This window comes from Streptomyces carpinensis (assembly GCF_002154505.1).
GTDB lineage: Bacteria > Actinomycetota > Actinomycetes > Streptomycetales > Streptomycetaceae > Streptomyces > Streptomyces carpinensis.
Genome location: NZ_MUBM01000093.1, coordinates 35,606 through 61,910, shown reverse-complemented (window position 1 = coordinate 61,910; position 26,305 = coordinate 35,606). Strand labels below are relative to the sequence as shown.

The following is a 26,305-nucleotide window of genomic DNA, read 5'->3' as shown; positions in this document are numbered from 1 at the left end:
GCCGGGGCCCAGGTGCCCATCGGCCCCGGCCCGCGCGTCGCCGACGCCCGCGCCGCCGCCGTCAAGGCGCCCCCGCCCGAGGCGGGCCTCGCCGCCTCCTGGACCAGGCACCCCGGCCCTCAGCCCGGTGTCAACGGCGCAGACCCCGCCGTGTCCGCCGCACCGCCCGCGCACCCGGAGACGGCGACCGGCTGGCGCCCCTGGCGCTTCCGCATGTCCAACGACGTCTGGGGCACCCCGTCCGTCGCCGACGATCTCGTCTACGTCACCTCCTTCGAGGTGCACGCCCTGGACGTGGCCACCGGCCGCCGCCGCTTCAAGACACGGGACGTGGCCTGGTCGATGGCGGTGGCCGACGGCCGTATCCACGCCTCCGACGGTCCGACGCTCTACGCCCTGGACGCCCGCGAGGGCGCGGACCTCTGGCGCCTCCAGACGGACGCCTGGGTGTATTCGCTCCGGGCCGACCGGGGCACGGTCGTCACCGGCACCCGCGGCGGCGGCGTGCAGGCCTGGGAGGCCGGCGGCGGCCAGAAGCTGTGGGAGATCGCCGGCTGCCAGACCGACTTCGAGTCCCCCGAGGCCGGCCCCGCCGTCCACGACGGCACCGTCTACGTCTGGCAGGACTCCCGACTGCGCGCCCTGGAGGCCCGCACAGGCGAGGAGCGCTGGTCCTACCCCATCGGCGACGCCTCCTCCTGCGGCGGTGTGCCGGTGCGCATCACCCCGGCCCCCGACGGCCACGTCTACGTCAGCGCCGGCACCCGCGTGCTCGCCGTCGACGTGGCGAGCGGCCACGTCCGCTGGCACTTCGAGGCCCCCGCGGTCTTCCTCTGCCCCCCGGCCTTCGCCCCCGGCCCGGCGGTCACGGGCGGCGGGGTCTACCTCGCCGACTACCTCGGCACCGTCTACGCCCTCGACGCCACCGACGGCCGCGACCGCTGGCGCATCGCCACCGAGGCCCGCGCGTCCGTCGACCCCGTGCTGGTGGCGGCGGGGCACGTGCACGTGGGCAGCGGCAAGGGGCTCTACACCCTGGACGCGGTGACCGGTACGCCCAAGTGGCGCTTCCAGGCGGGCGGCGAGATCGTCGGCTCCCCGGCGGTCGCCGAGGGCCGTATCCACTTCGGCTCCACCGACCACCTCCTCTACACCCTCAAGTCCGACGACGGCCGCCTGCGTTGGAAGCTGGCGACCGGCGGCGAGATCACCGGCTCCCCGGTGGTCAGGGACGGCGTCGTCTACGCCTGCAGCAAGGACCGCTGCGTGTACGCGCTGGACGCGGAGAAGGGCACGGGAACGGCGCGTACGACCTGAGTCGGGGGAGTGACGGCCGTCGTACCGGTTTCACGGAAGGGTTCGGACGGCGGCCGTCGGCCCAGGTGAACGGCTCGCTTCGTCACCGTTCACACACAGGACGCTACTCGGTGTGTGAATTCGCCGCCAGGCGACCTCGGCGGCGGCCCGATCCGCCGATAGGGTGATCACATGCAGGTTCGGGGGCGCAGAATCAGGTTCACGGCCGTACTGGCGATCGTGGTGCTCGCACTGACGGGTTTCTCGAGGGGCCACGGCCACGGCCACAGCAGGCACAGCGGCGGCGGGGGCGGCTGCAGCAGCTCGCAACAGGACCACGACAGCTCGTCGTCCTCCTCGACATCGGGCGGCGGATCGTACGACGACTCGACCGACGACAGCAGCCGGACGGGCGGCGGCTACTACACCCGACGCCCGACGCACCGCGCCACCGCCACACCCTCCGGCGGGAGCCGAGGCACGGCGCTGGAGGGTGTGGCGACCCTGATCAGCTGCGCGACCGGCACGAGGCCGTACGCCACGGTCGAGGTCACGAACCCGAACGGCCGCAAGGCCGGGTTCCAGGTCCGGGTCACGTTCTACGACGACGAAGGCAGCCTTCTCACCGACGAGTCCTCCTTGGCGGCTTCCGTCCCCGCCCACGGAAAGGCGACCACACGGGTCCCACTCGCCAAGAACTTCCTCTCCTCGGTCGACCACTGCCAGGTGGACGGGCAGGCCGAGATCAGGTCCTAGGTGTATTGGCCACGAGCGTTGTTGACACTGGCGGGTCTTGATCATGGCGAAGACCTCCGGTGTGGTGGAGCTGTCTAGGAACACACCGCACGGAGGTCTTCGTGTCCCACCGTAATGCCCGGCTGACCGTTCACGGCAGGCGGCTGCTCGTCGAGCGTGTCCGTTCAGGCCGTCCTGTCGCTCATGTGGCCGCCGAGATGGGCATCTCGCGGGCCACGGCGCACAAGTGGATCCGCCGCTGGCGCCGTGAAGGCGAGGCCGGGCTTCTTGACCGTTCCAGCAGGCCGCACCGGACGCCACACCGCACCCCGGCGCCGGTGGAGGACCGGGTGTGCCGGCTGTCGGAGGTCGTCCGGAAGGCGGCCGGGCGTTGAACGCGCCCGTTCTTCCGTATCTCCAGCTGGACTTGCTCGCCGTCCCGGAGGCCGTGCCGGGGCTTCGCCGGGCGGTGCGTGGGTATCTGGGGGTGCCGTGTCCTGACGTCGAACTGTGCGTCACGGAACTGGTCGGGAACGCCATCCGGAACGTGGGGGAGGGCGTGGCGGTGCGGGTGCGGGTGTCCCTGGTGGACGACGGCCGGACGCGTGCCGAGGTCACTGACCCCGACCCTCGTGCGCTGCCCGTTCTCCTGCACGCGGCGGACAGCGACGAGTCCGGCCGGGGCCTCGCCCTCTTGGACGCGCTCGTGTCGCGGTGGGGCGTGGAGCAGGAAGCGGAGGGCAAGACGGTGTGGTGCGAGCTGGTCGCATTGAGATGAGCTGAGGAGATGCAACGAGGGGGCCGAGTTTGAGTCGGCCCCCATGCGGCGAGTTCTCGGCTTCGCGCGGGCTACTTCAAGACGCCCGTCGCGTGCATGTCGTCCGGGGTGACCGGCGTTCCCGTCGCGTGCATGTCGTTCGTGGTCACCGGCGTGTCCGTCGCGTGCATGTCGGCGAACGCCGGGACCGTCGTTCCAAGAGCAGCCGCGGCCGCGATCGTGACGGTGACAAGAGCCTTCTTGGTGCGAGTCACTGCAACTCCTCAAGCAGAGAGGTCTTTGGGCAAAACCACGTCAGTCCGAGGGTTTGCAAGTTCGAACGGGACGAATTGTTCGCGCCGGAACATGGCGGGAACATGCCCGTGGCGCACACCTCGGCCGCGGCGGCCCCCCTCCGCGCCGCCGCGGCCGATCCCCGTGTGGTGACGTCAGTTGGGACGCTCAGTCGTGGCGTGGGCGTCGAGGGTCGTCATCTCCTCGCCGGTGGCGTGCGCGTCCGCCGGCTTGAGCTCCTCACCGGTGGCGTGGGCGTCGAGGGTCGTCAGCTTCTCGCCGGTGGCGTGCGCGTCGAGGGTCGTCAGCTTCTCCCCGGTGGCGTGCGCGTCGTTCGGCTTGATCTCGCCCGTGTTGTCGGCCATGACGGTCAACTCCCTGAAGAATGTGCGGGACTGAACATGCCCGTCCGGCGGCTCCCCCGAGGGCCGCCGGACGGGTTTTGTGAGGCCGTCACCCTAACGGTGTGGCCGAAGCGCCGATCCGTCTGCCCCCCGACGCGGCGGACCGGCACTCATGAGAGTGCCGGTTGGCGATAAACGAATGATGAACGCCGATTGCCCCGGTCACGCGACGGCCACCGGATGGAGTAGCGAGCGCACCTCGTCCGCTTCGGGCGAGCCGAGCGCGTCGAAGACGGCCAGCGCGTCCTGCCAGCACACCTGGGCCCGGTCCGTGTGCCCGATGGCCATGAGTGCGCGGCCGAGAACGGTGAGGACATTGGCCCGCCGCCAGTCCCCGCCGATGCCGCGCAGCACCGCCAGAGCCTGTTCGGCGTGTGAAGCGGCAGACGCGGGGGTGCGGTCGGCGAGGTCGAGCTCCGCCAACCGGAACAGGGTCATGCCGTGCCACAGCAATTGCCGGCTCTTGCGGAACACGTCCAGCGCGGCCAGGAGCACGGCCCGTGCCTCCGCCGTGCGCCCGGCGGTCGTCAGCGCGAGGCCCAGGGCGTACTTGCCGTTGGCGAGTCGCAGGGCCTGCCCGGTGACGTCCTGCTCGTAGATCTCCACACCCTGCTGGGCGAGAGCCACCGCGCTGTCCGTACGGCCACCGGCCAGGTGCACACGGGAGAGGTTGCACAGGGCCGCCGCGGCACCGGGCTGGTTGCCGTCCGCTCGAAAGGCTTCAAGCGCGTGTTCGAGGTGGGCTTCTGCATCGCCGTGGCGCCCTTCGTAGAGCGCGATGATGCCGCGCTGGTTGGGGGCCTGCGCACGTGCGACTGGATCACCGGCAGTCGTGCCGAGTGAGTGGGCGCGCTTGCCCTCCTCGTCCGCCTCCGTGAAACGTCCACAGAGGCTGTGGACATGGGTGAGCATCGTACGAGCCCTGCCCTCGGCCCAGGCGTCACCGACGGTACGCGCGGCGTCGCTCACCGCGGCGGCCGCCTGCGTGAACTGCAGGGAGTACGCACCCGATTCGCCGAGGTCGACCGCAGCCATCAGGAGGTCGGCCGCCTTCCGCTGCATACCCGCGGACGCTGCTTGCTGCGCGCAGGCGAGGAGGCAGTTCGACTCGCTGAACAGCCACTCGAGCGCGCGGTCCCGGTCCGAGAAGACCAACCCGGGATGCTGCGTCGCCGCGAAGTGCTCCAGGACACGCTCCCCCGGCCGCTCGATCGCGTAAACCCCCGCCGCAGTCCTCAGATAGAAGTCCAGCAACCGCGACATCGCCGCGTCCCGTTCGCTCGGGGGGTGTTCGTCGCGTTCGGCGCAGGCGCGGGCGTAGAGGCGGACCAGGTCGTGGAAGCGGTAGCGGCCGGGGGCCGCGGATTCCAGCAGGGACGTGTCGACCAGGGACTCAAGGAGGTCCTCCGTGTCGTCCACGGGGAGGTCCAGTACCGCCGCTGCCGCCGCGAGGGAGATGTCCGGGCCGTCCGCGAGGCCCAGCAGCCTGAACGCCCGGGCCTGGGCCGGCTCCAGCTGGCCGTAGCCGAGTTCGAAGGTGGCCTTCACCGCCAGGTCGCCCGCCTGGAGCTCGTCCAGCCGGCGGCGCTCGTCGGCCAGTTTCGCCGCCAGTACCGAGACCGTCCACGTCCTCCTCGACGCCAGGCGGGAGGCCGCGATGCGGATGGCCAGCGGGAGGAAGCCGCAGGCGGCCACCACGTCCAGCGCCGCCTCCCGCTCCGCGGCGACCCGCTCCTCGCCGACGATCTTGGTGAAGAGGGACAGCGCCTCCTCCGGGCTCATCACGTCCAGGTCGACCAGGTGGGCGCCCGCCAGGTCGACCATCCGGACCCGGGAGGTGATCAGCGCCGCGCAGCCCTCCGTTCCCGGCAGGAGGGGTCTGACCTGGGCGGCGTCCCTCGCGTTGTCCAGCAGGACCAGGACCCGGCGGCCGTCCAGGACCGAGCGGTACAGGGCCGCCCGTTCCTCCAGGGAGTCCGGGATCGCCGAGTCCGCCGTGCCGAGGGCGCGCAGGAAGGAGCCGAGGACCGTCTCCGGTTCGGCCGCCCTGGAGCCCGCGCCCTGGAGGTCGACGTACAGCTGGCCGTCGGGGAAGCTCGCCCGCGCCTGGTGCGCCACGTGCACCGCCAGGGTCGTCTTCCCGACCCCGCCGATCCCGGCCAGCGCCGACACGGCCATCACGCGGCCCTCCGCCGACGCCAGGACCTCGCTCAGCTCCACCACGAAGGAGGACCGGCCTGTGAAGTCCGGGACGGTCGCGGGCAACTGGGCCGGGCGTACCGGTGCCGCGGCCGGCTCCGGGGCCGGCGCGGAGGGTTCCGCGAGCGCCGGGTCGGCCCGGAGGATCCGCTGTTGCAGTTCGCGCAGTTCGGGGCGAGGGTCCACGCCCAGTTCGTCGGCAAGCAGCCGGCGGGTGTCGGCGTACACGGCCAGCGCTTCGGCCTGCCGGCCGCTGCGGTACAGCGCGAGCATCAGCAGTTCGCGCAGGCGTTCGCGCAGCGGGTGCGCCGCCGTCAGGGCCGTGAGTTCCGACACCGCCTCCGCGTGGCAGCCCTGTTCCAGGTCCATGTCCAGGCGGAGTTCCAGGAGTTGCAGACGCCACTCCTCCAGGCGCACGCGCTGCGCCTCGGCGTACGGGCCCGGCACCCCCGCCAGCGCCTCCCCGTCCCACACGGCCAGCGCGCGTCCCAGCGCCGAGCGCGCCCGGCCGAGGTCCCCGGCCGCGCGGGCCTTGTCCGCCTCTGCGGCCAGGTCCTGCGCCACCGTCAGGTCCAGGGCGCCCTCGCGCAGCCCGCGCACCGCGTAACCGCCCGACTCGCTCGCCAGGACCCCGGGGTCCAGCACCTTGCGCAGCCGGGAGGCGTACGTCCGCACCGCCGCGAGCGCCTGCGACGGCGGCTCCTCGCCCCACAGTGCGTCGATCAGCTCCGACGCCGTCGCCGTACGGCCCTCGCGCAGCAGCAGCGCGGCGAGCAGCGCGCGTTGCTGAGGTGAGCCGGTGGCCAGCGGCTCCTCGTCGCGCCAGGCGCGCACCGGTCCGAGTACGCCGAACCGCAGCGTCGCCGATTCTCCGGGACCCCGTTGCTCAGGCACTCGCGGTACACCGTCCATCGCTGCCCCCTGGCCCCCTGCCGAACCGTCCACAACCAGGAGGCCAGTTTGCCTTGTTCATGGCAGATGCGTCAGCTGCGGGAGACAGTGATCACAGGTCGACGGACACGGCGTCACAAGGCTCACACAACACCTCCCCCCGCCCCGCCTAATGCTGCTCCGGACCGAGGAAGATCGGGTTCGTGAGGGCCGCCATCACGCCCGGCAGCGGCCCCACCGCCGTCTCGTGCCGCAGTTCGGCCCGTACGTAGGCCGCGTACGCCGGTGTGGTCCGCCACTCGACCACCCCCGAACCGGAGACCGGGAACGGGTCGCTGGTCAGCAGCACGCCCTGGTCGGTCACCAGGCGGGCCGTGCAGCGCGGGACACCCGAGGCCTCCAGGCGGATGGTCACCGGGGTGTCCTCGGCCACGCGCAGCCGCTCACCGATGCCCGCCTGCTCACCCCTGCCGCCGCTCGCGGTGAAGGTGAGCGACACGTGCCGGGACTCGCCCACGTACGAGCGGCCCGCGCGGATGCCGTCCTGGATCGCCTCCCGGGTCAGGTCGTCGGCCAGGACGACCGTCTGGGGCGTGCCCACGGCGTCCGGAGAGCGGTGGGCGTCGCTGCTGCCCATCGCCGGGAGCCACTCCCGCCCGTGCCGTGCGGACGCAACCAGCATGTTGTCCCACGCCGCCAGCGCCACCTCGTCGTCGGGCGTGAAGGGGCCGTTCCACACCTCCACCGCGTCCGCCTCCCCGAATCCGAACTTCCAGGCGCAGCCGATGCAGGTGGCGTGCGGATGGGCGGGGACGACGAGGCCGCCGGCCCGGCGGATGTCGCGGGCGAAGCGGCCGAAGCGGTTCTCCCGCGCCCGGTAGCGCCAGTCCACGAAGGTGCCCGGCTCGGTACCGAGGGCCACGACGTGGCCGTTCCTCGTGGTGACCTCCTCGCCCAGCATGATCAGCAGGTCGTCGCCCGCCTGGTCCGCCCAGTGCGGGTGGGAGGAGTTCGTGTTGTGGTCGGACGTGTTGATGAAGTCCAGCCCGGCCGCCCGCGCCAGCGCCGCGATCTCGGCGGGGGTGCGCCGGCCGTCGGAGTGCCAGGAGTGGAGGTGGCAGTCGCCCCGGTACCAGGCGCGGCCCCGGCCCCCGGCCCGGGCGGGCGGGTACGCCGGGCGGGGGGTACGGCCGGGCTCGCCGAGGGTGAGCGTGACGGTGATCTCGTACGACAGGCCCTGGGGCGCCACGGTGTAGGGGCCGAGCGCGATGTGCCAGGTGCCCTCGCCGACCGGTCCGGGCAGGTAGCCCGGGGTGGCCTCGTCGGCGCGGATGAAGAACTCCGAGCGCGCCCCGCCCGACCAGCCCCTGAAGCCCCGGCCCCCGAGTTCGGTGCCGTGTGCGTCGAAGATGCCGATGTCCAAGGCGTTGCCGGGAGTGCCGGCCGGGACGGACGGCTTGTCGTAGGTGTAGGCGACCCGGATCTCCCGTACCCGGGGCGGGACTTCGACGGGTACGTACACGTAGTCGGGTGAGCCGGTCGGCAGGTTGCCGCGGATCGTGCGGGTCCGCTGCTCGCCGTCCGCGGCTTCGGCGTCACTCGCGAAGGTCACGCTTCCCAACGTAAGCGCCGCGGCGGCACCCGTCATGAGCAGAGCGCGTCTGCCGAGCTCGTGGTCGTCGTCGTGGTCGTCTGCGCACATGCTGCTGCTCCCAGGTGTCGAGGATGACAGGGCATGGATGGTGCAGTGGTGGTGCGTGCAACCTTCGTACGCGGCGGTGAACTGCCGTGTACGGCAAGGAGGCCGGTGGCTTCCGTCCGCCCGGCGTCTTCGCGGGTGAGCGGGCTCGGCGTCTTCGGGGCGGAGAGGGACGCGGGCAGGCCCGGCAGGCAGACACCGAGCGGTTGATCACCGCGATCGTATGCTCGGAGGATGACGACTTCCGCGACCTCCGGAACCGGCCCCACCGAGAACTCCATGCGTCGTGCCCTCAAGCGTGCCCGGGACGGCGTCGCGCTCGACGTCGCCGAGGCGGCGGTGCTGCTCCAGGCCCGCGGGGAGCACCTCGACGACCTCGCCGCGTCCGCCGCCCGGGTGCGGGACGCGGGCCTGGAGGCCGCCGGCCGCCCCGGCGTCATCACCTACTCCAAGAGCGTCTTCATCCCGCTCACCCGGCTGTGCCGGGACAAGTGCCACTACTGCACCTTCGTCACCGTCCCCGGCAAGTTGCGCCGCGCCGGGCACGGGATGTTCATGTCCCCGGACGAGGTCCTCGACATCGCCCGCCGGGGCGCGGAACTGGGCTGCAAGGAGGCCCTGATCACCCTCGGCGACAAGCCGGAGGACCGCTGGCCGGAGGCGCGCGAGTGGCTGGACGCGCACGGCTACGACGACACCATCGCCTACGTCCGTGCCGTCTCCATCCGCATCCTGGAGGAGACCGGCCTCCTTCCGCACCTCAACCCGGGCGTGATGACCTGGACCGACTTCCAGCGCCTGAAGCCGGTCGCTCCGAGCATGGGCATGATGCTGGAGACGACGGCCGAGCGGCTGTGGTCGGAGCCGGGCGGCCCGCACCACGGCTCCCCGGACAAGGAACCCGCCGTACGGCTGAGGGTGCTGGAGGACGCCGGCCGTTCCTCCGTGCCGTTCACCTCCGGGATCCTGATCGGGATCGGCGAGACGTACGAGGAGCGCGCCGAGTCGCTGTTCGCGCTGCGGAGGGTCTCCCGGGCGTACCACGGCATCCAGGAGCTGATCATCCAGAACTTCCGCGCCAAGCCGGACACGGCGATGCGCGGCATGCCGGACGCGGAGCTGGACGACCTTCTCGCCACGGTCGCCGTGGCCCGGCACATCCTGGGCCCGTCCGCCTGCCTGCAGGCCCCGCCCAACCTGGTGGACGCGGAGTACGAGCGCCTCATCGGCGCCGGCATCGACGACTGGGGCGGCGTCTCGCCGCTCACCATCGACCACGTCAACCCGGAGCGCCCCTGGCCGCAGATCGACCTCCTGCGCGAGCGCTCGGCGGCCGCGGGCTTCTCCCTGCGCGAACGGCTGTGCGTGTATCCGGAGTTCGTCAGGCGCGGCGAGCCCTGGCTCGACCCGAGGCTGCGTCCGCACCTGACGGCGCTCGCGGACCCGGAGACCGGTCTGGCCCGCGAGGAGGCGGCGGTCGAGGGCCGCCCCTGGCAGGAACCGGACGAGGCCTTCACCGCGAGTGGCCGCACCGACCTGCACCGCACCATCGACACCGAGGGCCGCACCGCCGACCGCCGGGACGACTTCGACGAGGTCTACGGCGACTGGGGCGCCCTGCGCGAGGCGGCGGCGCCCGGCATGGCGCCGGAGCGCATCGACACGGACGTACGGCAGGCGCTGCGCACGGCGGCCGACGACCCGACGCGCCTGACCGACGACGAGGCGCTGGCGCTGCTGCACGCGGACGGCCCGGCGCTGGACGCGCTGTGCGGGATCGCGGACGACGTGCGCAAGTCCGCGGTGGGGGACGACGTGACGTACATCGTCACCCGGAACATCAACTTCACCAACGTCTGCTACACGGGCTGCCGCTTCTGCGCCTTCGCGCAGCGCAGGACGGACGCCGACGCGTACACCCTCTCCCTTCAGCAGGTGGCCGACCGGGCCCGACAGGCCTGGGACGTGGGCGCCGTGGAGGTGTGCATGCAGGGCGGCATCCACCCGGACCTCCCGGGCACGGCGTACTTCGACATCGCGAGGGCGGTGAAGGAGCGCGTCCCCGGGATGCACGTCCACGCGTTCTCCCCGATGGAGGTGGTGAACGGCGCGACGCGCACCGGCATGTCCGTCCGCGAGTGGCTGACGGAGGCGAAGGCGGCGGGCCTGGACACCATCCCCGGCACGGCGGCGGAGATCCTGGACGACGAGGTCCGCTGGGTGCTGACCAAGGGCAAGCTGCCGACGGCGACCTGGATCGAGGTGGTGACGACCGCGCACGAGCTGGGCATCAGGTCGTCGTCGACGATGATGTACGGCCACGTCGACCAGCCCCGCCACTGGCTCGGCCACTTCCGCACGCTCTCCCGCATCCAGCAGCGCACGGGAGGTTTCACGGAGTTCGTGACGCTGCCGTTCATCCATACCAACGCCCCGGTGTACCTGGCGGGCATCGCCCGTCCCGGCCCGACCACGCGGGACAACAGGGCGGTGACGGCGATGGCGCGCCTGCTCCTGCACCCGCACATCCCCAACATCCAGACAAGCTGGGTGAAACTGGGCGCGGAGGGGGCGGCGGAGATGCTCCGCTCCGGCGCGAACGACCTGGGCGGCACGCTGATGGAGGAGACGATCTCCAGGATGGCGGGCTCGTCGTACGGCTCGTACAAGTCGGTCAAGGACCTGGTCGCGGTCGCGGCGGCGGCGGGCCGGCCCGCCAGGCCGCGGACGACGGTCTACGGCGAGGTGCCGCAGGAGCGGCAGCGTGTGGCCGAGGCGTCCGACGGTCACCTGCCGGAACTGCTTCCGGTCCTGAACCCATGACCGGTTTCTGGACCGTAGTGTTGCCGGTCAAGCCGTTCGCGGTGGCCAAATCGCGGCTGTGTCCCTGGGCAGGCTCCCGGCGCGAGGAGCTGGCACGCTCATTTTTCCTGGACACCTTGAGCGCAGTACTCCGCGCCGACGGCATCTCCAGGGTGATCGTCGTGACAAGTGACCGCGAAGCCGTCTCCGCGGCGGTATCGATGGGTGCGCTTGCCGTAGACGATCATCCGAGGACAGGGCTCAACACGGCGGTTCTCAAAGGAGCCTCTTACGCTCGAGGCCTCGAGCCTGAATCTCCCGTAGCGGTAGTGGCTGCGGACCTGCCGGCATTGAAATCCGCTGAGCTCAGCCAGGTGCTGGTCTTGGCCCGATGCCATTCTCGTGCGGTTCTCGCGGATCACACGGGTCGTGGCACCACAGTACTGACCGCCGCGCGCGCCCAATTGCTGCACCCCGCTTTCGAGGGCTCCTCAAGGCATAGTCACCGGCTGACCGGAGCCCATGAGATCACCAGTCCTAACTTTCCCAGCGTGCGACTCGATGTCGATACCGCCGACGATCTGCGCGCCGCCGAGCGTTTGGGGCTCGGACGGCACACTGTCCACACTCTTTCCGCCCTATCCCTCCGCCGCTGAGGTTGCGTCCACTTGCTCCTATGTCAATCAGGCCGCTTGCCGGAGGGAGTCCGGGTCAATGCCGATGTGGGCGTCGTTGGTGTTGGTGTTGACCGCATCCTTACGTCGCTCAAGGCAGGCGCGAGCATCGGGGTGGTAGTGGGCCTGAGCGATCGCGATGCGGTGCAGGGCTCCGTTCGGATCGGATCGCGTTGGGGTGCTGACGCGGGCGTTTCCGCCGGAAATGGTCGACGAGGTGGTCGCCGAGTGCGGCAGGGTCGAGCAGCGGACGCGGCTACTGCTGGCACGGGTAGTGGTCTACTTCGTCCTGGCGATGTGTCCGTTCTTCGGACAGGGCTACGAAGAGGTGGCCCGACTTCTCGTCCCGGGGCTGGAGCACGAAGGCCGGTGGGCGACCACCTGGCGGGTTCCCACGATCGCGGCGATCGGGCGGGCCCGTCTGCGGCTTGGGCCGGAGCCGTTGCGGGCCCTGTTCGCCCGGGTGTGCCGGCCTGTGGCGGTCACGCGAACGCAGGGGCCTGGTACCGGCGGTGGCGGCTGGTCGCGGTGGACGGCACGGTTTTCAACGTTCCGGGCACCGCGGCGAACGCCCAGTTCTTCGGGCGTCCCAGTACCAGTTGCGGGCAGGTCCGCAGCGCGTATCCGCAGGCGAGGGTCGCGGCCCTGGCCGAGTGCGGCACCCATGCTGTGTTCGCGGCCGAGGTCGGACCACTCAAGGTCCACCTCAACCCCGACCAGGCACCGGCCGAGGAGCTTGCCGCCCTCTATGCCCAGCGGTGGGAGTTCGAGATGTGTCAACCACAGTGCACTCATAAATGGGAACTGGTTGTTTGATCTCCGTCTTGGGCCGGGATGGGTGGCTCGGAGTCGGTCCAGCGGCGTCGGGTGGACCAGCCGGGCGGGCGGGTGCGCCGCTCGCGGAGTTCGGCGAGTTGGGTGGGTCCGGCGTGGAGGATCCACCGGTGAGGGTTCCGGGACTCCTTGCGGGCGGCCACCCAGCCGCGGTAGATCCACGAGTAGAGGGTGACTGCGGGCATGTCGAGTTCGGCGGCGAGGTCTTCCAGCCACCATTCATCGCAGCCGGGTTCTTCGCCGGGTGGCGGGGCCGACCGGGTGCGGGCGGGTGGTGGCAGGCAGCCGAGTTCGCGCATGATCTCCTTGACCGCGCTGGCGCTGATCCGGTTCCCGCGTCCGCGTGCTGGAAGGAAGCCTTCTGCGTGCAGGCGGCGGGCGATTGCCTCGGCGCGGTGTCCCTGCCCGGCCAGCTCGCGGACACGCTCCTTGATCTGCGGGAAGTAGCTGAGTTGTTGCAGGAGGGCGACGGGGCGGGTGGTCTCGCCGGTGGTGGTCCTCCCGCCGGCCCAGGTGATGGTGACGGTGACGCGTTCGCTGGTGCCCAGCACGGTGACGGTGCCCTGCTCCACGATCGCGCGGATGATCTCTTTGCGGTCGGTGGCGGTGGTCGTCGCAGCACTCCACAGGCCTTCGATGTCGCTGGTGAGCGCGGTGATGGCCTGCTGCTCGGCGGCGGTGAGGGTGCGCGGACGGGTCAGCGTGAAGCGGTCGTACTCCTCCTGCAGGATCTGCTGGGCGGCCAGTGCCTGCTCCCAGTCCTTTTCCAGCTGCCGTACGACCAGGCGGTTCTCGGGCTCGGCGAGGTGGTAACAGCGCTGTGCCCGGTCGGCGTTGATCGCGGCGCGTTCCAGCCGTTGGGACCAGATCTTCTCCAGTTCGGCCCGTTCGGCCAGGACCTGCTCGGCCGCGCGTAAGGAGACCTCAAGCGCGGCCGGAGCCAGCGCGGCCAGGACATGAGCGGTGACGAAGGCGTCCACGCAGACCCCGTTCAAGGCCTGGCAGCGCTCCCCGGCCCCCGTAGTCGGTCATCTGCCGGGCGCAAACGTAGTCGGGGCGGGTGCTGCCGGCCTGCTGGTGGTAGCGCACGGTCATGCGCTTGCCGCAGCGGCCGCACCGCACCAGCCCGGCCAGCAGTGCGGGGCCGCTGCGGATGGCGCCGGGGGTCTCGGCCCGGGCGGCGTTGGCCACGAGCCATGCCCCGGTACTGCTCGATGGTGATGTAGGCGGGCAGTGCGTCGGGGATGAACACCAGCCACTCGTCCTCACCGCGCACCACCCTGCCAGTGGACGGACGCCCCGGTTGCTGGCGGCGGGGCTCGACCCTGGAGGGTGTTCACTTCCTGGGTCTGGCCCGTAGTCGGTGGTGGCGCCGAGTAGCCGTCTGTGATCACGATCTTGTGATCGATGTCAATTCCCTTATGAGGACGGTGTTTTCCGGACTGTCGGAGCTGGTCATTGAGGACGTGGTGGACGGGGGTGACGCAGTGGTGGTCACGGCCCGCACCCGGGATGTGGCGGTGCCGTGTCCGGTGTGCGCGGCGCCGACGGCGAAGGTGCACGGGTATCACCACCGGACGGTGGCGGACGTGCCGGTCGACGCACGCCAGGTCGTCGTCGCCCGGGCCTACGCGGACCACTCGGAGCACGCCGACCACCGCGCCGACTGCTACCTGTGCGAGAACGAGCGCGAACGGTCCGAGGACTACGCCCGGTGCTGGAAGTGCGGGGTGACGTTCTGGGACGGCCGCTTTGATCTCATCGTGCACACGCCCGGCTACTGCTTCCGTCTCCACCCGCAGCCGTCCGGCATCGAATGGTCGTATCTGCGGGGCCAGGACGTGCGCCTGGTCGGTACGCACTACACGATCATCGGGCACGTGCCCGCCGACCAGGCCGCGACCGACCCGACGGACCTCATGCCGCATCTGACGCTCGTGCGCACCGACGAGGGCTACGAGGGCGAGGTGTCGCCGTTCAACCCGCGCGAGTGGCTGGAGATCCATCCGGCATCCCCGGCGGCGTCGTGAGGGCAGCTCCAGGCCCGCCGTCATCGCCGCCCAGTGGGTCCCTTTCACGTTCCGGACCGGGTGCCCTGGAGTCGCCGCAGCACGGTGACGGTGCACGGGCCGTGGTGCCGTCCGGCGTGCACGCAGTGGTACCCGTCGCTTCCTTCACGCGCCGAGCGGTGAGGGCCGCCACCCGGAGACCTCTCCGGGTGGCGGCCCTCGGCCGTGCCGCGTGGGGTGCCGTCAGAACAGGCCGAACAGCCCGCCGAGACCGCCGATGCTGCCCAGGCCACCGATGCCGCCCAGGCCGCCGAGGCCACCGATGCTGCCGAGACCACCGAGGCCGCCGATGCCGCCGATGCCGTCGTAGAGGAAGCCGCCGTAGCCGCTGCCATAGCGGTCGTAGCCGCCGCCGCAGCCGCCGCCCCACGAACCGCCGCGACCGCAGTCACCGCCGCCATGGGTGGCGACATGGGCCGGGGTGGCCGTCGTGGCGGACGAGGCCGCCGAGGCCGTACCCGCCGCTCCGATCGCGGCGCCACCCGCCAGAAGGACACCGGCCGCGGACATCGCGAACAGCCGCCTGACGCGTTGTGCTCTCATGGGAGTACCTTCCTTCCACCCACCGCTCGGGCGGGTTTCCGAGGCGTGAGGCGGGTGGCCACGGCCGCAGCGCAAACCCTCCCATCGAGGCTAAGCGCACACCGGTCGCGCAGCATCTTGAGCCGAAAGAGTGAAGGAACGGCGGACGGGTCGCGGCCACCAACGCCTTCGCGCTCCTGCGTCTGCTGCCGATGAACAACCGGAACAAAGACATTGAAATCCTTGCCCTCCGTCACCAACTGCTCGTCCTTCAGCGCCAGGTCGGCAAGCCCACGTTCACCGACACTGACCGAGCAGTCCTCGCCGGCCTGCTCCACCACCTCCCGATGAACAAGCTGCAGCACCTGCTCCGCCTGATACGCCCGGAGACGCTCCTGCGCTGGCACCGTGCCCTGCTCAAACGGCGCCATGCCGTGACCTGTGTGCCCAAGCGACGCGGGCGTCCACCCACAATCCGCTCCATCCGCGTGCTGGTCCTGCGCCTCGCCCACGAGAACCCCTCATGGGGCTAGCACAGAATCCACGGCGAACTCGCAGCCGTGATGAGCATCAAGGTCGCCGCCTCCACCATCTGGGAGATCGTCAAGGAGCACGGCATCCCACCCGCGCCCGAACGACAGAACTCGACCTGGACCGACTTCTTGCGCGGCCAAGCCGACGCCCTGCTCGCCTGCGACTTCTTCGAGACCCGAACCCTGACCGGGGCCCGCCTGTACGTCTTCGCCGTCATCGAGCACTCCACCCGGCGCATCCGAATCCTCGGCGCCTCCGCGCACCCCACCGCACAATGGGTCGTGCAACTCGGCCGCAATCTCATCATGGATCTCGAAGAGACGGGCAGCAGGGCCAGGTTCATGATCCACGATCGCGACTCGAAGTTCACGAAGGCCTTCGACGCAGTGCTGGCCGACGCCGGTCTCAAGGCCGTCACCACGGGCATCCCAGTACCGCGGATGAACTCCATCATGGAGCGATGGATACAAACCTGCCGCTACGAGCTCCTGGACAGGACCTTGATCTGGAACCAGAGGCACCTCATGCACGCGCTCCGCGAGTTCGAGAGGCACCGCCCGCACCGAACCCTGGGCCAGGCCGCGCCGCTCCGCCCACTATCCGAACCGATCACCCTGACAGAGCAGATCACGCACCTTGAAGTCCGCCGACGAGACCGACTCGGCGGAACCCTCCACGAATACCAACGTGCCGCTTGACCAGGCCGGATGATTCGGCACCCGCAGAGCCGCGTATACGGCCTGACCTGCATAAACGCCCTCTCAGTTCTGACGCCCCCGCCTGGCCGGCATCCGGCAGACGACGGAGAGGCGGCCGCCGGCCGGTGGACGAGACTGGCCCGCCTCAGCAGTCCCAGCCCGTGCGGCCGGCGTCGCCGCACCGGGCTCAACCTCGGAAGGGGTACGGGATCCGGCGCGCGGCGGCCAGGCTGGCGGCGAGTTGCTCGCGTGTCTGGTGGGCGTGCGCCAGCCAGGCGGGCTGGCCCGGGCCGCTTCGCCAGGACTCGCTGAGGGGACTGTTGTCAACGGTGTCGAACCCGAACTCGTCGTACAGGCGCATGACGAGCTCCACCGCCTCGGGGTGGTCGCTGGAGACCGAGAGGGCGTGCCGGCCGGGAGTGCCCGCGGGGCGGGCGGAGAGGAAGAGGCGCGGAGCCTGGATGTGGCTGAACGCCTTGGCGACCTTCGAGGTGGGCAGCTGTTCCTGCCGTAGCTCGTGCACGGTCTTCCTTCCCGAGTCGACGGCTTCGAAGGTGCCGTCACGCCAGGGCATGTAGTTGTTCGTATCGAGGACGATCTTGCCGGCGAGCTGCTCCACGGGCGTGTCGTTGACCAGTTTGAGAGGCACGGCGACGATCACGAAGTCGCCCGCCTCGGCGGCGCCGGCCGCCGTCGCGGCACGGGCCGAGGGTCCGAGTTCGTCGACGAGGTGCTTCAGCGTCTCCGGTCCCCGTGAGTTGGCCAGGACGACGTGATAGCCGTGGGTGCCGGCGGCGCGGGCGAGCTGGCTGCCCACCTCGCCCGCTCCGATGATGCCGATCGTGGTCACGCGTCGTTCCTTGAAGTAGAGATGATGCCGGCGAGCTCGAGCTTGGACTCGTCCTCGCTGCCCGGGACGGCCGTGTAGGCGACGATCTTGAGGTCGGTGTCCCCGTCCGTCAGGACGTCACAGTCGACGCTCACCTCCCCGATGGCGGGGTGGCGGATGGTCTTGCGGTCCTCGCCGTGCCGGCCCACAGCGGCCTCGGCCCAGAACGCGGCGAACCGGGGGTTGCCGGCGACCCTGCCGGCCACCAGCTCGGACACGCGCGGATCGTCGGGGAACCGGGCCGCGGCCCGGCGCAGGTCCGCCACGAGGGCCCGGTCGGCGGCCTCTGCGTTGGCGGGGATCACCGGCCAGCTCGTGAGACGGCCACGGTCCGAGGCGACCGGGAAGCGCAGCCGCACCAGGTTGCGCTCCTCCGCCCCGATCCGGGTGGGATCGCCGAACAGCACCGCCCACCTGGAGTTCCACCAGACCAGCGTCCAGTCCGCGGCGAAGACCGCGACCGGAGTGGCCTCGAGCAGCATCAGCAGCCGCCGCATGCTCGGCGGGATCTCGTCGACGACCCGACGATCCAGCGGCGGACGGAACCCGGCGAGCCGATGCAGGTGGTCCCGCTCGTCCCGGGAGAGCCGCAGCGCGCGGGCCAGTGAGCCGACGACCTGTTCGGAGGGGCTGACGGCCCGGCCCTGCTCGAGTCGCACGACGTAGTCGACCGAGAGACCGGCCAGCTCGGCGAGTTCCTCACGCCGCAGCCCCGGCGAGCGACGCGTCCTGTCCACCGGCAGTCCGACGGCTCCTGGTGAGAGCCGGTCCCGCCAGGCCCGAATCGTCGCCCCCAACTGGTTGCCGACGGCATGGGCATGTCCCTTGTTCACCACCTCACCCTACGTACGGCACGTCGCCTCCCAGCTCTCCCGGGTGGTACTGCTGGTCCTACCGAAAACCGCTCCCTGGCCGCTCCCGGCCGTTCCGCGAACTCTTGGGGCATGCCCAAGACCACTTTCATCACCGGCGCCAACAAGGGCCTCGGCTTCGAGACCGCCCGACGCCTCACCGCACTCGGCCACACCGTGCTCCTCGGTGCCCGCGACACCGACCGGGGCCGCCGCGCGGCCGCCGAAATCGGTGCCCGCTTCGTCCGGATCGACGTCACCGACGACGCCTCGGTCGCGGCCGCGGCAGCCGACACCGCGGCCCACGAGGGCCGGATCGACGTCCTGATCAACAACGCCGGCATCACCGGCAGCCTCGTGACCGCCGAGGAGCTGACCGGCGCTCAGGCCGCACTGGTCCTCGACACCAACGCGGCCGGCGTCGTGCGGGTCACCACGGCCTTCCTGCCCCTGCTGCGCGCCTCCGCCGCCCCGGCCGTCGTCAACGTCACCAGCGGCCTGGGGTCCGTCACGCTCACCCACGACCCCGAACGGGTCGAGTCGACGGTGATCGCCCCCGCCTACGCGGCCTCCAAGGCCGCCGTCACGATGCTGACCACGCAGTACGCGAAGGCGTTCGCCGACATCCGGTTCAACGCCGTCGATCCCGGCCACACCGCGACCGACCTCAACGGCCACACCGGCACCCAAACCGTCACCGAGGGAACCGACGCCATCGTGACCCTGGCCACCGAGGACCCCGACGCCGGAACCGGCCGGATCATCGACCGCTACGGCCCCCTCACATGGTGAGACACAGCGGACGGCACAGGACCACCCCGCCGACCCCACCGACGCGTCCCGCGCCCGGGCCCCGGAGGACACGTGCCCCCGGGCCTGCGAAAAGCGTTGCTCGACGAGCCAACGACACTGACCGGCCCACAGAACGAGGCGGGGCGGCACCGCGGCTGCCTGGTCGGCAACGCGACGGCCAACTCGCCCCCCGCGACGAACAGACCCACACCCTCGTGGCCGCCGCTTTCACCACGTTCGTCCATACCGTGGCCGCGGCGCTCAAGCGCGGCCAGGACACTGAAGAGGCCGCCAACCTCACGCCGCCGTCAGCGGCGGCGCTGAGGCCGAAGTTGCGCGGACGGTCATCGTGGCCCCGGACCGTGCGCCTGCTTGCGCTGCCGTACGCGGACAGGCCCGGCTGCCGCGTGGAGTGGCGGCCGTAGCCACAACCGGAGCGCTCTCGTCTCGCGGGTCGAGGCGGGGGCGTTCGTATTTCCGTCTTAGGATCCGTGCACGTGGCACACATCTTTGAAGAGCTCGTGGAGATGCAGCGCGCCGCCGACCAGGCGCACAATCGGGTCCTTGAGCTACGCGACCGGTACGGGCCGCCCGCGCAGGCGGAGTGGACCGAGTCGCAGAGCGAGACGTACGAGACCGCGTGGCGCGCCTGGCGTGACCTCGCCCGCGATGTCCAGGCCGCGGTCACCGAACACGCCGAGGCGGAGGGCCAGGCGCGGAACGAGGTGGAGGCCGGCGTGAAGAAGGCCGCGCGGCACGTGGAGGACGAAGACTGACGCTGCGGCCAGCTGGCCAGCTCCTCCCTGGTCTCCTCATTGACCAGGACGATGCGGGCGTCGTGCAGGCCGCTGTACTGGCCTGTCGGCCAGACGCCGAGCTCGGCTTCATCGATGGCTGCGGCGGCGATGGCGTGCTGTAGCACGGCGGCGCTAGGCAGTCCGCGGCCGACGGCCAGTGGTCTTCTTTCCGGCGGTCTTCTTCGCCGCCGTCTTCTTGGCGGGCTCCTTCTTCGTCCCCGCCTTCTTCGGCGGGGGCATCTCGTGGACCTCGGCCTCGCCTGTGTCACCGCGGGACGCCTTGGCGCGGGCCACGGACTCGTTCAGCGCCGCCATCAGATCCAGCACTTGCGCTGGCTGCTCCGGCTCCGGCAGCTCGGCCGGCTCCCGGTGCTCGCGCTTGGCCTCGATGATCTCCTCCAAGGCCTGCGTGTAGGTGTCGCGGAACTCCTCGCTCTCAAGGTCGTCGCGGGTCATGGTGTCCATGAGAGCGAGCGCGCCCTCAATCTCCTGGTCGGAGACCTGCGCCGGGGGTGGGGCGAGCTCGGTGGAGTCGCGGATCTCGTCGGGCCAGCGCATCAGGTGCAGCACCAGCACGTCGTCCTTCACCCGCAGGATCCCCAGCCGCTCACGCCCGTGCCACGCCCATTTCGCGACGGCCACCCGGGACGATCTGCCCAACGCCTGCCGGAGCAGCTTGTACGGCTTCGCAGCGACCTGCCCGTCGGGGGCGAGGTAGTAGCCTTCGCCGATACGGATCGGGTCGATGCTGGCGAGCGGTATGAAAGCGTCGATCTGGATGGCCTTCGCCGTAGGCAGCGGCAGGTTGGACAGCTCGGCGTCGCTGATCGGGATGATCTGCGTCTTGGTCAGCTCGTAGCCTTTGCCGATCTCGCCCTCGGAGACCACGCGGTCCTCCAGCTCGCATACCTTGCGGTAGCGGATCCGGCCCATGTCGGCGAGGTGGTACTGGTGGAAGCGCACCGAGTGGTCCTCGGTTGCGGATTGGACATGGCACGGGACGGTAACGAGCCCGAAGCTGATCGCGCCGCTCCAGATGGTTCGGGGCATGGAAAACCTCCGTGACAGGCCCCGAGCACGACCAGCCTACGAATGCCACAGGTCAGGGGCATCCCGAAGGCTTCACGGGTGGGTGCGAGGGCGCCTTCAGCTTCCACCCGCTGCCGGCTGCACGCGTCGTGCAGCGGTGGGAACCGATGGCCTTTCCTGGCTGCGGGTCACTCTTTTGGTGCATCTGAGTCCGAACGCACGGGTACGTAACGCCCTTGCCTTGGAGCCATCCCGGCTCCCAGAAACGCAGGAGCGCCCGCACCTCAACGAGGGCGGGCACTCGACCGGGCTCGCAACCCGCCAGGCGGCTACGGCTACGGCTTCGTGCCATGCGCGAGCGCGTAGATCTCGGCGATCTTCAGCAGGCGCTCGCAGGCATAGTCGGCGCCGCGGTCGTCCCAGCCCTGCCGCACCAGTCGGCCGCCGCGGTCAGCGTGAGGTGGTAGCGCTCGGGGTGCACGCTGATCAAGTTAGGGCCGCTCCAGCTTGAATCCGGCGATCATGCAGTTGCGGCAGGAGTCGTGCCATCGGGGACCGAGGCCGGGTACGTCGACGATCCGGTCGCAACGGCCGGCTCTGCGCAGGAGGGACAGGGTGCTCGGGACTTCGAGTGCGGGTAGATGCGTGCCCGGTAGCCGGTCGTGCGGAGCGGCCCGGCTGGTGCCGGGGCAAACTGGCTGGGGTCGATTCCGAGGAATGCGAGGGCGTGCAGGTCGCGTCGCATGCCGCGTCGGTGACGCCCGCGCCGCCGATGGTCTTGCCACGCTTGCGGCGGATTCGTGGCCTTCGAGGGTACGGTCGCGGATGTACTCGCGCTCCATGCCGGACATCGCGGCGAGCACCGTGAACACGATCCCGGAGGGGTCGTGCGAGCCCTTGAGCTCCCCGGGGAGGAACTCCAGGCCGACGTCGCTCGCCTTCAGCTCCTCGGCCAGAATGGCGAGTTCGATGCCGCGGCCCAGTCGTTTGTGTTCGTGGACGACGGGGGTGACGGCGACGCCGGAGGAACGGATCTCCCCGGCGAGCTTCACGGCGGCCTCCAGCTCAGGGCGCATCGTGGCGCGAGTGGAGATCTTCTCCGAGAAGACCCGCATCACACCGGCCTCGGCGATGGAGTCGAGCTGCGCGTCGAGGGGCTGCCGGACGATCGAGGCGCGGGCGTATCCGAGTCGGACGTGCCCGACCGGCTCGGCGCCGGCGCTCACCGGCCGGGGCAGCTCGGTCCAGACCAAGCCCGGCTTGCGTACGGCGGGGGGTCGGCACGCTAAGGGTCCTGGCGAGTTGGGGCACGAGGCGGAAGCGGGCGGTGTGGTACTGGATGGCCACCTTGTTCTTGCCGGTCCGGCATGGGGAGCCCGCGGGGGCGGCGCAGGTGGACATCGAGCAGTCGTGCGATTCCACGCGCTTGAAGTCGTCGCTCACGACCCCGGACTGTTTCATGAGGGTGTTTCAGATGGCCAGGCATTTTGCAACGACTCATGAAACATGCTCGCCACAGGTGACCGGCCGTGCGGCCGGGTGTTTCATGAGCGACCACCTATGAAACACGCGGGGGCGAAATCGACCGGGCACTATTGCCGCCCTATCTCCATGTTCCGTCGGCTGATCAACGGTGGGGCCGGAGGGCGGGCCGGCGCCGGGTGGCGTGGATGGAACCGAGCAGATTGAGGGACTGTGCACTGAGGCTGCCTGGTTCGGCGTGGTAGATGACGAGCTGCTGGCCGGGGGCGTCGCGGACGTCGAAGGCCTGGTAGGTGAGGGTGAGGGGGCCGACGTCCGGGTGGAGGAAGTGTTTGGCGTCCTGGGTCTTGCCGCGCACGGTGTGGGCGTTCCAGAGGCGGGTGAAGTCCGCGCTGTGCTCAGTGAGGGTGCGGACGAGTTTGCGCAGTCGTGGGTTGTCCGGGTCGAATCCGGTTGCCTCGCGAAGGTTGGCGACGGTGGCCTGTGCTGCCCGGTCCCAGTCCGTGTAGAAGTTGCGGCCCGCGGCGTCGAGGAAGGTCATGCGGGCCAGGTTGTCCGCCGGCTCGAACGGGGCGTAGAGGGCATCGGCCAGGGCGTTGACGGCGAGGAGGTCCAGGGTCCGGTTCATGACGAACGCCGGAGTGTTCGGGTAGCCGTCCATCAGCTGTCGCAGCGAAGGGCTGACCCGCTCGGCGGCGTGGACGGAGGGCTGGTCGTTCGGCGTGGCCCCGGCCAGCCGGTACACGTGCGCGCGGGCGTCCGCGTCGAGGCGCAGCGCGCGGCTGAGCGCGTCGACCACCTGGGGTGAGGGGTTGCGCTCGCGGCCTTGTTCCAGGCGGGTGTAGTAGTCGGCGTTCACTCCGGCCAGGACTGCGACCTCCTCGCGTCGCAGTCCGGCGACTCTGCGGGCCCCGTAGCTCGCCATGCCTACGTCCTCCGGCCGTAGGTCGGCGCGGCGTGCGCGCAGGAAGTCTCCCAGGTGGTTGTCGTCCATGTGTTCAGGCTAGGCGCTGGCCCGGTGTGCTGCCTGGGTGTGCCGCACCCAGGCAGCACACGTCCTGGTTGATGGCCGCTGACCTGCCCAGACTCGGTGGAGCGGGAAGGACCACACCATTCGAGGAGAGGAGTCCGCCATGGCCGGGACCGTTGAGGGCGACCACGTCGACGTGGTCGGGATGTGGGTGACCGCGGATGGTCACATCCGTCAGGAGCTGCTGCCGGACGGCCGCTACGACGAAGCCCGCGGCGAGCGGCGCAGCGCGTACACCGGTCGGTACACGGTGACCGGCAGCCACCTGGACTACGTCGACGACACCGGGTTCACCGCCACGGGCGACATCCGGGACGGAGTGCTCTATCACGAGCACCTCGTGCTCTACCGGGAGCAGAAGTCGTCGTAGAGGAGGCCGGGCCACGGCCGCCCTGGCACCGGGGCGAATCCGCGTCGGCGGACCAAGAAGTCCCGACACAGCAGCCAGTCAGTCAGCCAGCAGCAACGAGAATCAAGGACCATATCCATGACAGGACAACGACTTGACGGCAAGGTCGCGCTGATCACGGGCGCGACCGGCGGCCTCGGCACAGCGACCGCCGAACTCTTCGCCCGCGAAGGCGCCCGGCTAGTGATCACCGATATCGCCGAAGGCCCCCTGCGGGACCTGTCCCACCGGATCGGGGCACGCGGCGCGGACGTCGTCGCTGCCCGCCTCGATGTCTCCTCCGCGCGGGAGTGGGACGAAGTTATCACCGTCGTACGCGACCGGTTCGGAACGCTGGACGTGCTCGTGAACCTCGCCGGCATCCTGGACTGGCCAGGTATCGAGGACACGCGGGAAGAGACGTGGGACCGCGTCATCGACGTGAATCAGAAAGGCACATGGCTCGGCATGAAGGCGGCGATGCCGCTCCTGCGCGCGAGCGGCAACGCGTCGGTGATCAATACGTCGTCAGTACTCGGCCTGGTGGGAAGCGGTGCGGCCGCGGCCTACCAGGCGTCCAAGGGGGCCGTGCGCCTGTTGAGCAAGACCGCCGCAGTCGAGTACGCCCGGCAGGGAGTACGGATCAACTCGGTGCATCCCGGGGTGATCGCCACGCCGATGATCCAGGACCTCCTGGACGACCAACGCGACCAGCAGCCGGACATCCAACGCACCCCCATGCGCCGAGCCGGCCGCGCCGACGAGATCGCACCCGCGATCCTCTTCCTGGCCTGCGACGACTCCTCGTTCGTCACCGGCGCGGAGCTGGTGGTCGACGGCGGGCTCACCGCGCACTGAACAACCCAGCCGTACGACGTCCATGTGGGCCTGCCGTGAATGCATCAACTGCGCGGCCCACCCGGTCCGCGCACCGCACCACTGCATAGCACTTCAGATGCCCTGCACCGGCGCCTGCACTCACACTCACCTTCTCCAGGGACCGCACCATGACACCTGCAACCGCATCCGCCGCAACATCCGAATCCACCGAGTTCGCTGGGAAGATCGCCCTCGTCACTGGAGCCGCGCGAGGGGTGGGCCGGGAGACCGTGGCGCTCCTCCACGCCCGCGGCGCCCGCGTCGTCGCCCTCGACCTCCGCCCCGATGTCACGAACCTGGCGGGAGAGTTTCCCGGCGTCGTCGCGACAAACGGTGACATCACCCAGGAGGAGACCGCCCACAGCGCGGTGGCAACGACCCTGGACGCCTTCGGCGGACTGGACATCCTCGTGAACAATGCCGGGCGCACCCAGAACAAACCCGTCACCGAAACCACGGCCGAGGACTGGGACACCGTGATGGCGGTCAACGCCCGCGGCTCCTTCTTCTGCGCCCGCGAAGCCTTCCGGGCCATGAAGAACCGCGGCGGCGCCATCGTCAGCACCGGCTCGTACGCCTCTACCGTCGCCCTGCCCGAAGGCGCCTCCTACAGTGCGTCGAAGGGCGCTCTGGCCCAACTGACTAAGGTGCTCGCCGTCGAGGGCGGCCCGCTGGGCATCCGCGCCAACCTCGTGGCCGCGGGCGTCATCGAGACGGACTTCCTCGACACGATCCGCCTCGACAGCCGCGCCTACCTGGCGTCCTTCGCCGCCGCGCAGCCCCTGGGACGTGTGGCGCAGCCCGAGGAGATCGCCGAGGTCCTGTGCTTCCTCGTCTCGCCCCGCTCCAGTTTCGTCACGGGAGCCGTGGTCGCCGCTGACGGCGGTTTCACCGCAATTTAGCGACGCATCAGACAGCACATATCTGGCGACCACGGCCCGCAGGCCCTGGTCGTCGGCACTTCCACCGGATGCTGTAACAGATCCGCGAAAGCAGGTCGACCATCTGATGCACGCGAAGGGCGCCGTCGGCATGGCACTCCTGCAGGTCGCCTACGACGTGGCTGACCAGTTCGTCGTCCACCACCCGCAGCACGACCCTTGGGTGCACTGGTCGCCGTCCGGGCCCGGCCAGCCCAAACCGTGGGAGGGCCAGACGCACGACGCGCCGCAGTACATCATCGAGTACCCGGTCTTCCCGCCCCACCTCAACATCGAACGGCGTTGGACCATCGAGCACCCGCCGGCCCGCTCCACAGCCGCGTGAATGGACGAGCAGGGCACCACATGCCAAAAAAGGCTTCGTGATGCTCATCGCTCGCTCGTGGGCAGACGCGAGCCCAGAGTAAACAGCGGCGCATGCCACTGACCTGCGCGTTTCCTTCAAAGTCCGCGTGAGGGCAGACCTTGGAACAGAAGGTAACCCAACTTTCGGCGGTCGTTCCCCTGGGTCCCCTCTGGACGGGGTCTGGGGCAATGGACAGGGCAACTGACCTGCAGCAAAGGGGCGTTCAGCCCAGTACCTTGTGTCGCCAACGACCTGGAAAGGCGGGGAAGCTCGGTCAGAGCGGCCAAGCAACAGCCGTGCCTCCCCGCCAGGCCACCAGGCTCGTTCCGGTACAAGGACAAGGAGCCCAGCAAGGTGACCAACCCTGACACACCAGATCGCAGAGGGAAACTCCGGCCCACGAGTGCCGCACTGGCATGGGCGCCGTACATCTTCGCCGCCCTTGCCTTTTCTGCGGCCCTCACCGTCGCAGC

General features: G+C 70.3%; 25 protein-coding genes and 5 pseudogenes. 16 read left to right on the top strand and 14 right to left on the bottom strand.

The window, feature by feature from the left end; genetic code table 11:
• The 4 genes and pseudogenes from BZY54_RS14040 to BZY54_RS14025 all read left to right on the top strand — a co-directional run.
• Positions 1 to 1,317, top strand: a 1,317-nt coding sequence (locus tag BZY54_RS14040) for an outer membrane protein assembly factor BamB family protein (RefSeq protein ID WP_244217153.1), incomplete at its 5' end; no start/stop codon positions are given.
• Between the two features lie 171 nt (positions 1,318 to 1,488).
• Positions 1,489 to 2,052, top strand: a complete 564-nt coding sequence (locus BZY54_RS14035) for a hypothetical protein (protein ID WP_086725513.1) — start codon at positions 1,489 to 1,491, stop codon at positions 2,050 to 2,052.
• Between the two features lie 101 nt (positions 2,053 to 2,153).
• Positions 2,154 to 2,393 (top strand): annotated as a pseudogene (locus tag BZY54_RS14030) (leucine zipper domain-containing protein); the annotation flags it as partial.
• 29 nt (positions 2,394 to 2,422) lie between these two features.
• Positions 2,423 to 2,809, top strand: a complete 387-nt coding sequence (locus BZY54_RS14025; protein ID WP_086725512.1) for an ATP-binding protein — start codon at positions 2,423 to 2,425, stop codon at positions 2,807 to 2,809.
• Positions 2,810 to 2,880: 71 nt separating this feature from the next.
• Here the strand turns inward: BZY54_RS14025 and BZY54_RS14020 are convergent, their stop codons facing one another.
• From BZY54_RS14020 to BZY54_RS14005, 4 genes are all read right to left on the bottom strand, one after another.
• Positions 2,881 to 3,063, bottom strand: a complete 183-nt coding sequence (locus BZY54_RS14020; protein WP_086725511.1) for a hypothetical protein — start codon at positions 3,061 to 3,063, stop codon at positions 2,881 to 2,883.
• A 174-nt stretch (positions 3,064 to 3,237) separates the two neighbouring features.
• On the bottom strand, positions 3,238 to 3,447 hold the full coding sequence (locus BZY54_RS14015) for a hypothetical protein (RefSeq protein WP_086725510.1): 210 nt from the start codon (positions 3,445 to 3,447) through the stop codon (positions 3,238 to 3,240).
• 201 nt (positions 3,448 to 3,648) lie between these two features.
• Entirely contained in the window at positions 3,649 to 6,597 is a 2,949-nt protein-coding gene (gene afsR / locus BZY54_RS14010; protein ID WP_086725509.1) for an SARP-family global regulator AfsR, read from the bottom strand.
• 148 nt (positions 6,598 to 6,745) lie between these two features.
• Entirely contained in the window at positions 6,746 to 8,278 is a 1,533-nt protein-coding gene (locus BZY54_RS14005; RefSeq protein WP_086725508.1) for a CehA/McbA family metallohydrolase, read from the bottom strand.
• A gap of 231 nt (positions 8,279 to 8,509) precedes the next feature.
• Between BZY54_RS14005 and BZY54_RS14000 the strand changes: the two genes are divergently transcribed.
• The 4 genes and pseudogenes from BZY54_RS14000 (at position 8,510) to BZY54_RS53190 (ending at position 12,567) form a co-directional block, all read left to right on the top strand.
• On the top strand, positions 8,510 to 11,098 hold the full coding sequence (locus BZY54_RS14000; RefSeq protein WP_086725507.1) for a bifunctional FO biosynthesis protein CofGH: 2,589 nt from the start codon (positions 8,510 to 8,512) through the stop codon (positions 11,096 to 11,098).
• A complete protein-coding gene (cofC, locus tag BZY54_RS13995) occupies positions 11,095 to 11,733 on the top strand; it encodes a 2-phospho-L-lactate guanylyltransferase (protein ID WP_086725506.1) in 639 nt (212 codons plus the stop codon). The genes BZY54_RS14000 and cofC overlap by 4 nt, the downstream gene beginning before the upstream one ends.
• A gap of 157 nt (positions 11,734 to 11,890) precedes the next feature.
• Positions 11,891 to 12,151 (top strand): annotated as a pseudogene (locus BZY54_RS55405) (transposase domain-containing protein); the annotation flags it as partial.
• A 128-nt stretch (positions 12,152 to 12,279) separates the two neighbouring features.
• Positions 12,280 to 12,567 (top strand): hypothetical protein, encoded by a 288-nt coding sequence (locus BZY54_RS53190; protein ID WP_244217152.1) that lies wholly within the window; start codon positions 12,280 to 12,282, stop codon positions 12,565 to 12,567.
• On the opposite strand, the gene BZY54_RS53185 is transcribed toward BZY54_RS53190, so the two are convergent.
• Both BZY54_RS53185 and BZY54_RS55400 read right to left on the bottom strand, forming a co-directional pair.
• Positions 12,543 to 13,580: a hypothetical protein gene (locus tag BZY54_RS53185; protein WP_143668053.1), complete on the bottom strand. Its 1,038-nt coding sequence runs from the start codon at positions 13,578 to 13,580 to the stop codon at positions 12,543 to 12,545. The genes BZY54_RS53190 and BZY54_RS53185 overlap by 25 nt on opposite strands.
• On the bottom strand, positions 13,510 to 13,776 hold the full coding sequence (locus BZY54_RS55400; protein WP_086725504.1) for a recombinase zinc ribbon domain-containing protein: 267 nt from the start codon (positions 13,774 to 13,776) through the stop codon (positions 13,510 to 13,512). The genes BZY54_RS53185 and BZY54_RS55400 overlap by 71 nt, the downstream gene beginning before the upstream one ends.
• A 230-nt stretch (positions 13,777 to 14,006) precedes the next feature.
• Between BZY54_RS55400 and BZY54_RS13975 the strand changes: the two are divergent.
• Positions 14,007 to 14,204 (top strand): annotated as a pseudogene (locus tag BZY54_RS13975) (transposase family protein); the annotation flags it as partial.
• 633 nt (positions 14,205 to 14,837) lie between these two features.
• Here BZY54_RS13975 and BZY54_RS52205 read toward each other — a convergent pair.
• Complete coding sequence (locus tag BZY54_RS52205) at positions 14,838 to 15,197, bottom strand: hypothetical protein (protein WP_208640644.1); 360 nt, start codon at positions 15,195 to 15,197, stop codon at positions 14,838 to 14,840.
• Positions 15,194 to 15,607: a hypothetical protein gene (locus tag BZY54_RS53180; RefSeq protein ID WP_244217154.1), complete on the bottom strand. Its 414-nt coding sequence runs from the start codon at positions 15,605 to 15,607 to the stop codon at positions 15,194 to 15,196. The genes BZY54_RS52205 and BZY54_RS53180 overlap by 4 nt, the downstream gene beginning before the upstream one ends.
• Here BZY54_RS53180 and BZY54_RS13965 point away from each other — a divergent pair.
• Positions 15,524 to 16,408 (top strand): annotated as a pseudogene (locus BZY54_RS13965) (integrase core domain-containing protein). The gene BZY54_RS53180 and the pseudogene BZY54_RS13965 sit on opposite strands and share 84 nt — an antisense overlap.
• A 187-nt stretch (positions 16,409 to 16,595) precedes the next feature.
• On the opposite strand, the gene BZY54_RS13960 reads toward BZY54_RS13965, so the two are convergent.
• Together BZY54_RS13960 and BZY54_RS13955 are read right to left on the bottom strand one after the other, a co-directional pair.
• Entirely contained in the window at positions 16,596 to 17,258 is a 663-nt protein-coding gene (locus BZY54_RS13960) for an NADPH-dependent F420 reductase (protein ID WP_086725503.1), read from the bottom strand.
• Positions 17,255 to 18,130 carry a helix-turn-helix transcriptional regulator gene (locus BZY54_RS13955; protein ID WP_086725516.1) on the bottom strand — a complete coding sequence of 292 codons (876 nt, stop codon included), beginning with the start codon at positions 18,128 to 18,130 and terminating at the stop codon, positions 17,255 to 17,257. The genes BZY54_RS13960 and BZY54_RS13955 overlap by 4 nt, the downstream gene beginning before the upstream one ends.
• 111 nt (positions 18,131 to 18,241) lie before the next feature.
• On the opposite strand from BZY54_RS13955, the gene BZY54_RS13950 reads away from it, so the two are divergent.
• Entirely contained in the window at positions 18,242 to 18,940 is a 699-nt protein-coding gene (locus BZY54_RS13950) for an SDR family NAD(P)-dependent oxidoreductase (protein ID WP_086725502.1), read from the top strand.
• Between the two features lie 497 nt (positions 18,941 to 19,437).
• On the top strand, positions 19,438 to 19,716 hold the full coding sequence (locus tag BZY54_RS13945) for a hypothetical protein (RefSeq protein ID WP_086725501.1): 279 nt from the start codon (positions 19,438 to 19,440) through the stop codon (positions 19,714 to 19,716).
• Between the two features lie 153 nt (positions 19,717 to 19,869).
• Here BZY54_RS13945 and ku read toward each other — a convergent pair whose 3' ends face one another.
• The 4 genes and pseudogenes from ku to BZY54_RS13930 form a co-directional block, all read right to left on the bottom strand.
• Positions 19,870 to 20,787: a non-homologous end joining protein Ku gene (gene ku / locus BZY54_RS13940; protein WP_086725500.1), complete on the bottom strand. Its 918-nt coding sequence runs from the start codon at positions 20,785 to 20,787 to the stop codon at positions 19,870 to 19,872.
• 470 nt (positions 20,788 to 21,257) lie between these two features.
• Positions 21,258 to 22,019 carry a recombinase family protein gene (locus BZY54_RS13935; protein ID WP_244217151.1) on the bottom strand — a complete coding sequence of 254 codons (762 nt, stop codon included), beginning with the start codon at positions 22,017 to 22,019 and terminating at the stop codon, positions 21,258 to 21,260.
• A gap of 31 nt (positions 22,020 to 22,050) precedes the next feature.
• Positions 22,051 to 22,227, bottom strand: a pseudogene (locus tag BZY54_RS55395) (zinc finger domain-containing protein); the annotation flags it as partial.
• A gap of 166 nt (positions 22,228 to 22,393) precedes the next feature.
• Positions 22,394 to 23,242, bottom strand: a complete 849-nt coding sequence (locus BZY54_RS13930) for a helix-turn-helix transcriptional regulator (protein ID WP_086725499.1) — start codon at positions 23,240 to 23,242, stop codon at positions 22,394 to 22,396.
• Between the two features lie 139 nt (positions 23,243 to 23,381).
• Here BZY54_RS13930 and BZY54_RS13925 point away from each other — a divergent pair, with 139 nt between their 5' ends.
• The 4 genes from BZY54_RS13925 (at position 23,382) to BZY54_RS13910 (ending at position 25,811) form a co-directional block, all read left to right on the top strand.
• Positions 23,382 to 23,648 (top strand): Atu4866 domain-containing protein, encoded by a 267-nt coding sequence (locus BZY54_RS13925; protein ID WP_086725498.1) that lies wholly within the window; start codon positions 23,382 to 23,384, stop codon positions 23,646 to 23,648.
• 117 nt (positions 23,649 to 23,765) lie between these two features.
• A complete protein-coding gene (locus tag BZY54_RS13920) occupies positions 23,766 to 24,524 on the top strand; it encodes an SDR family NAD(P)-dependent oxidoreductase (protein WP_086725497.1) in 759 nt (252 codons plus the stop codon).
• 149 nt (positions 24,525 to 24,673) lie between these two features.
• Positions 24,674 to 25,447 (top strand): SDR family NAD(P)-dependent oxidoreductase, encoded by a 774-nt coding sequence (locus tag BZY54_RS13915; protein WP_086725496.1) that lies wholly within the window; start codon positions 24,674 to 24,676, stop codon positions 25,445 to 25,447.
• A gap of 106 nt (positions 25,448 to 25,553) precedes the next feature.
• On the top strand, positions 25,554 to 25,811 hold the full coding sequence (locus BZY54_RS13910) for a hypothetical protein (RefSeq protein WP_086725495.1): 258 nt from the start codon (positions 25,554 to 25,556) through the stop codon (positions 25,809 to 25,811).
• Positions 25,812 to 26,305: the final 494 nt, after the last annotated feature.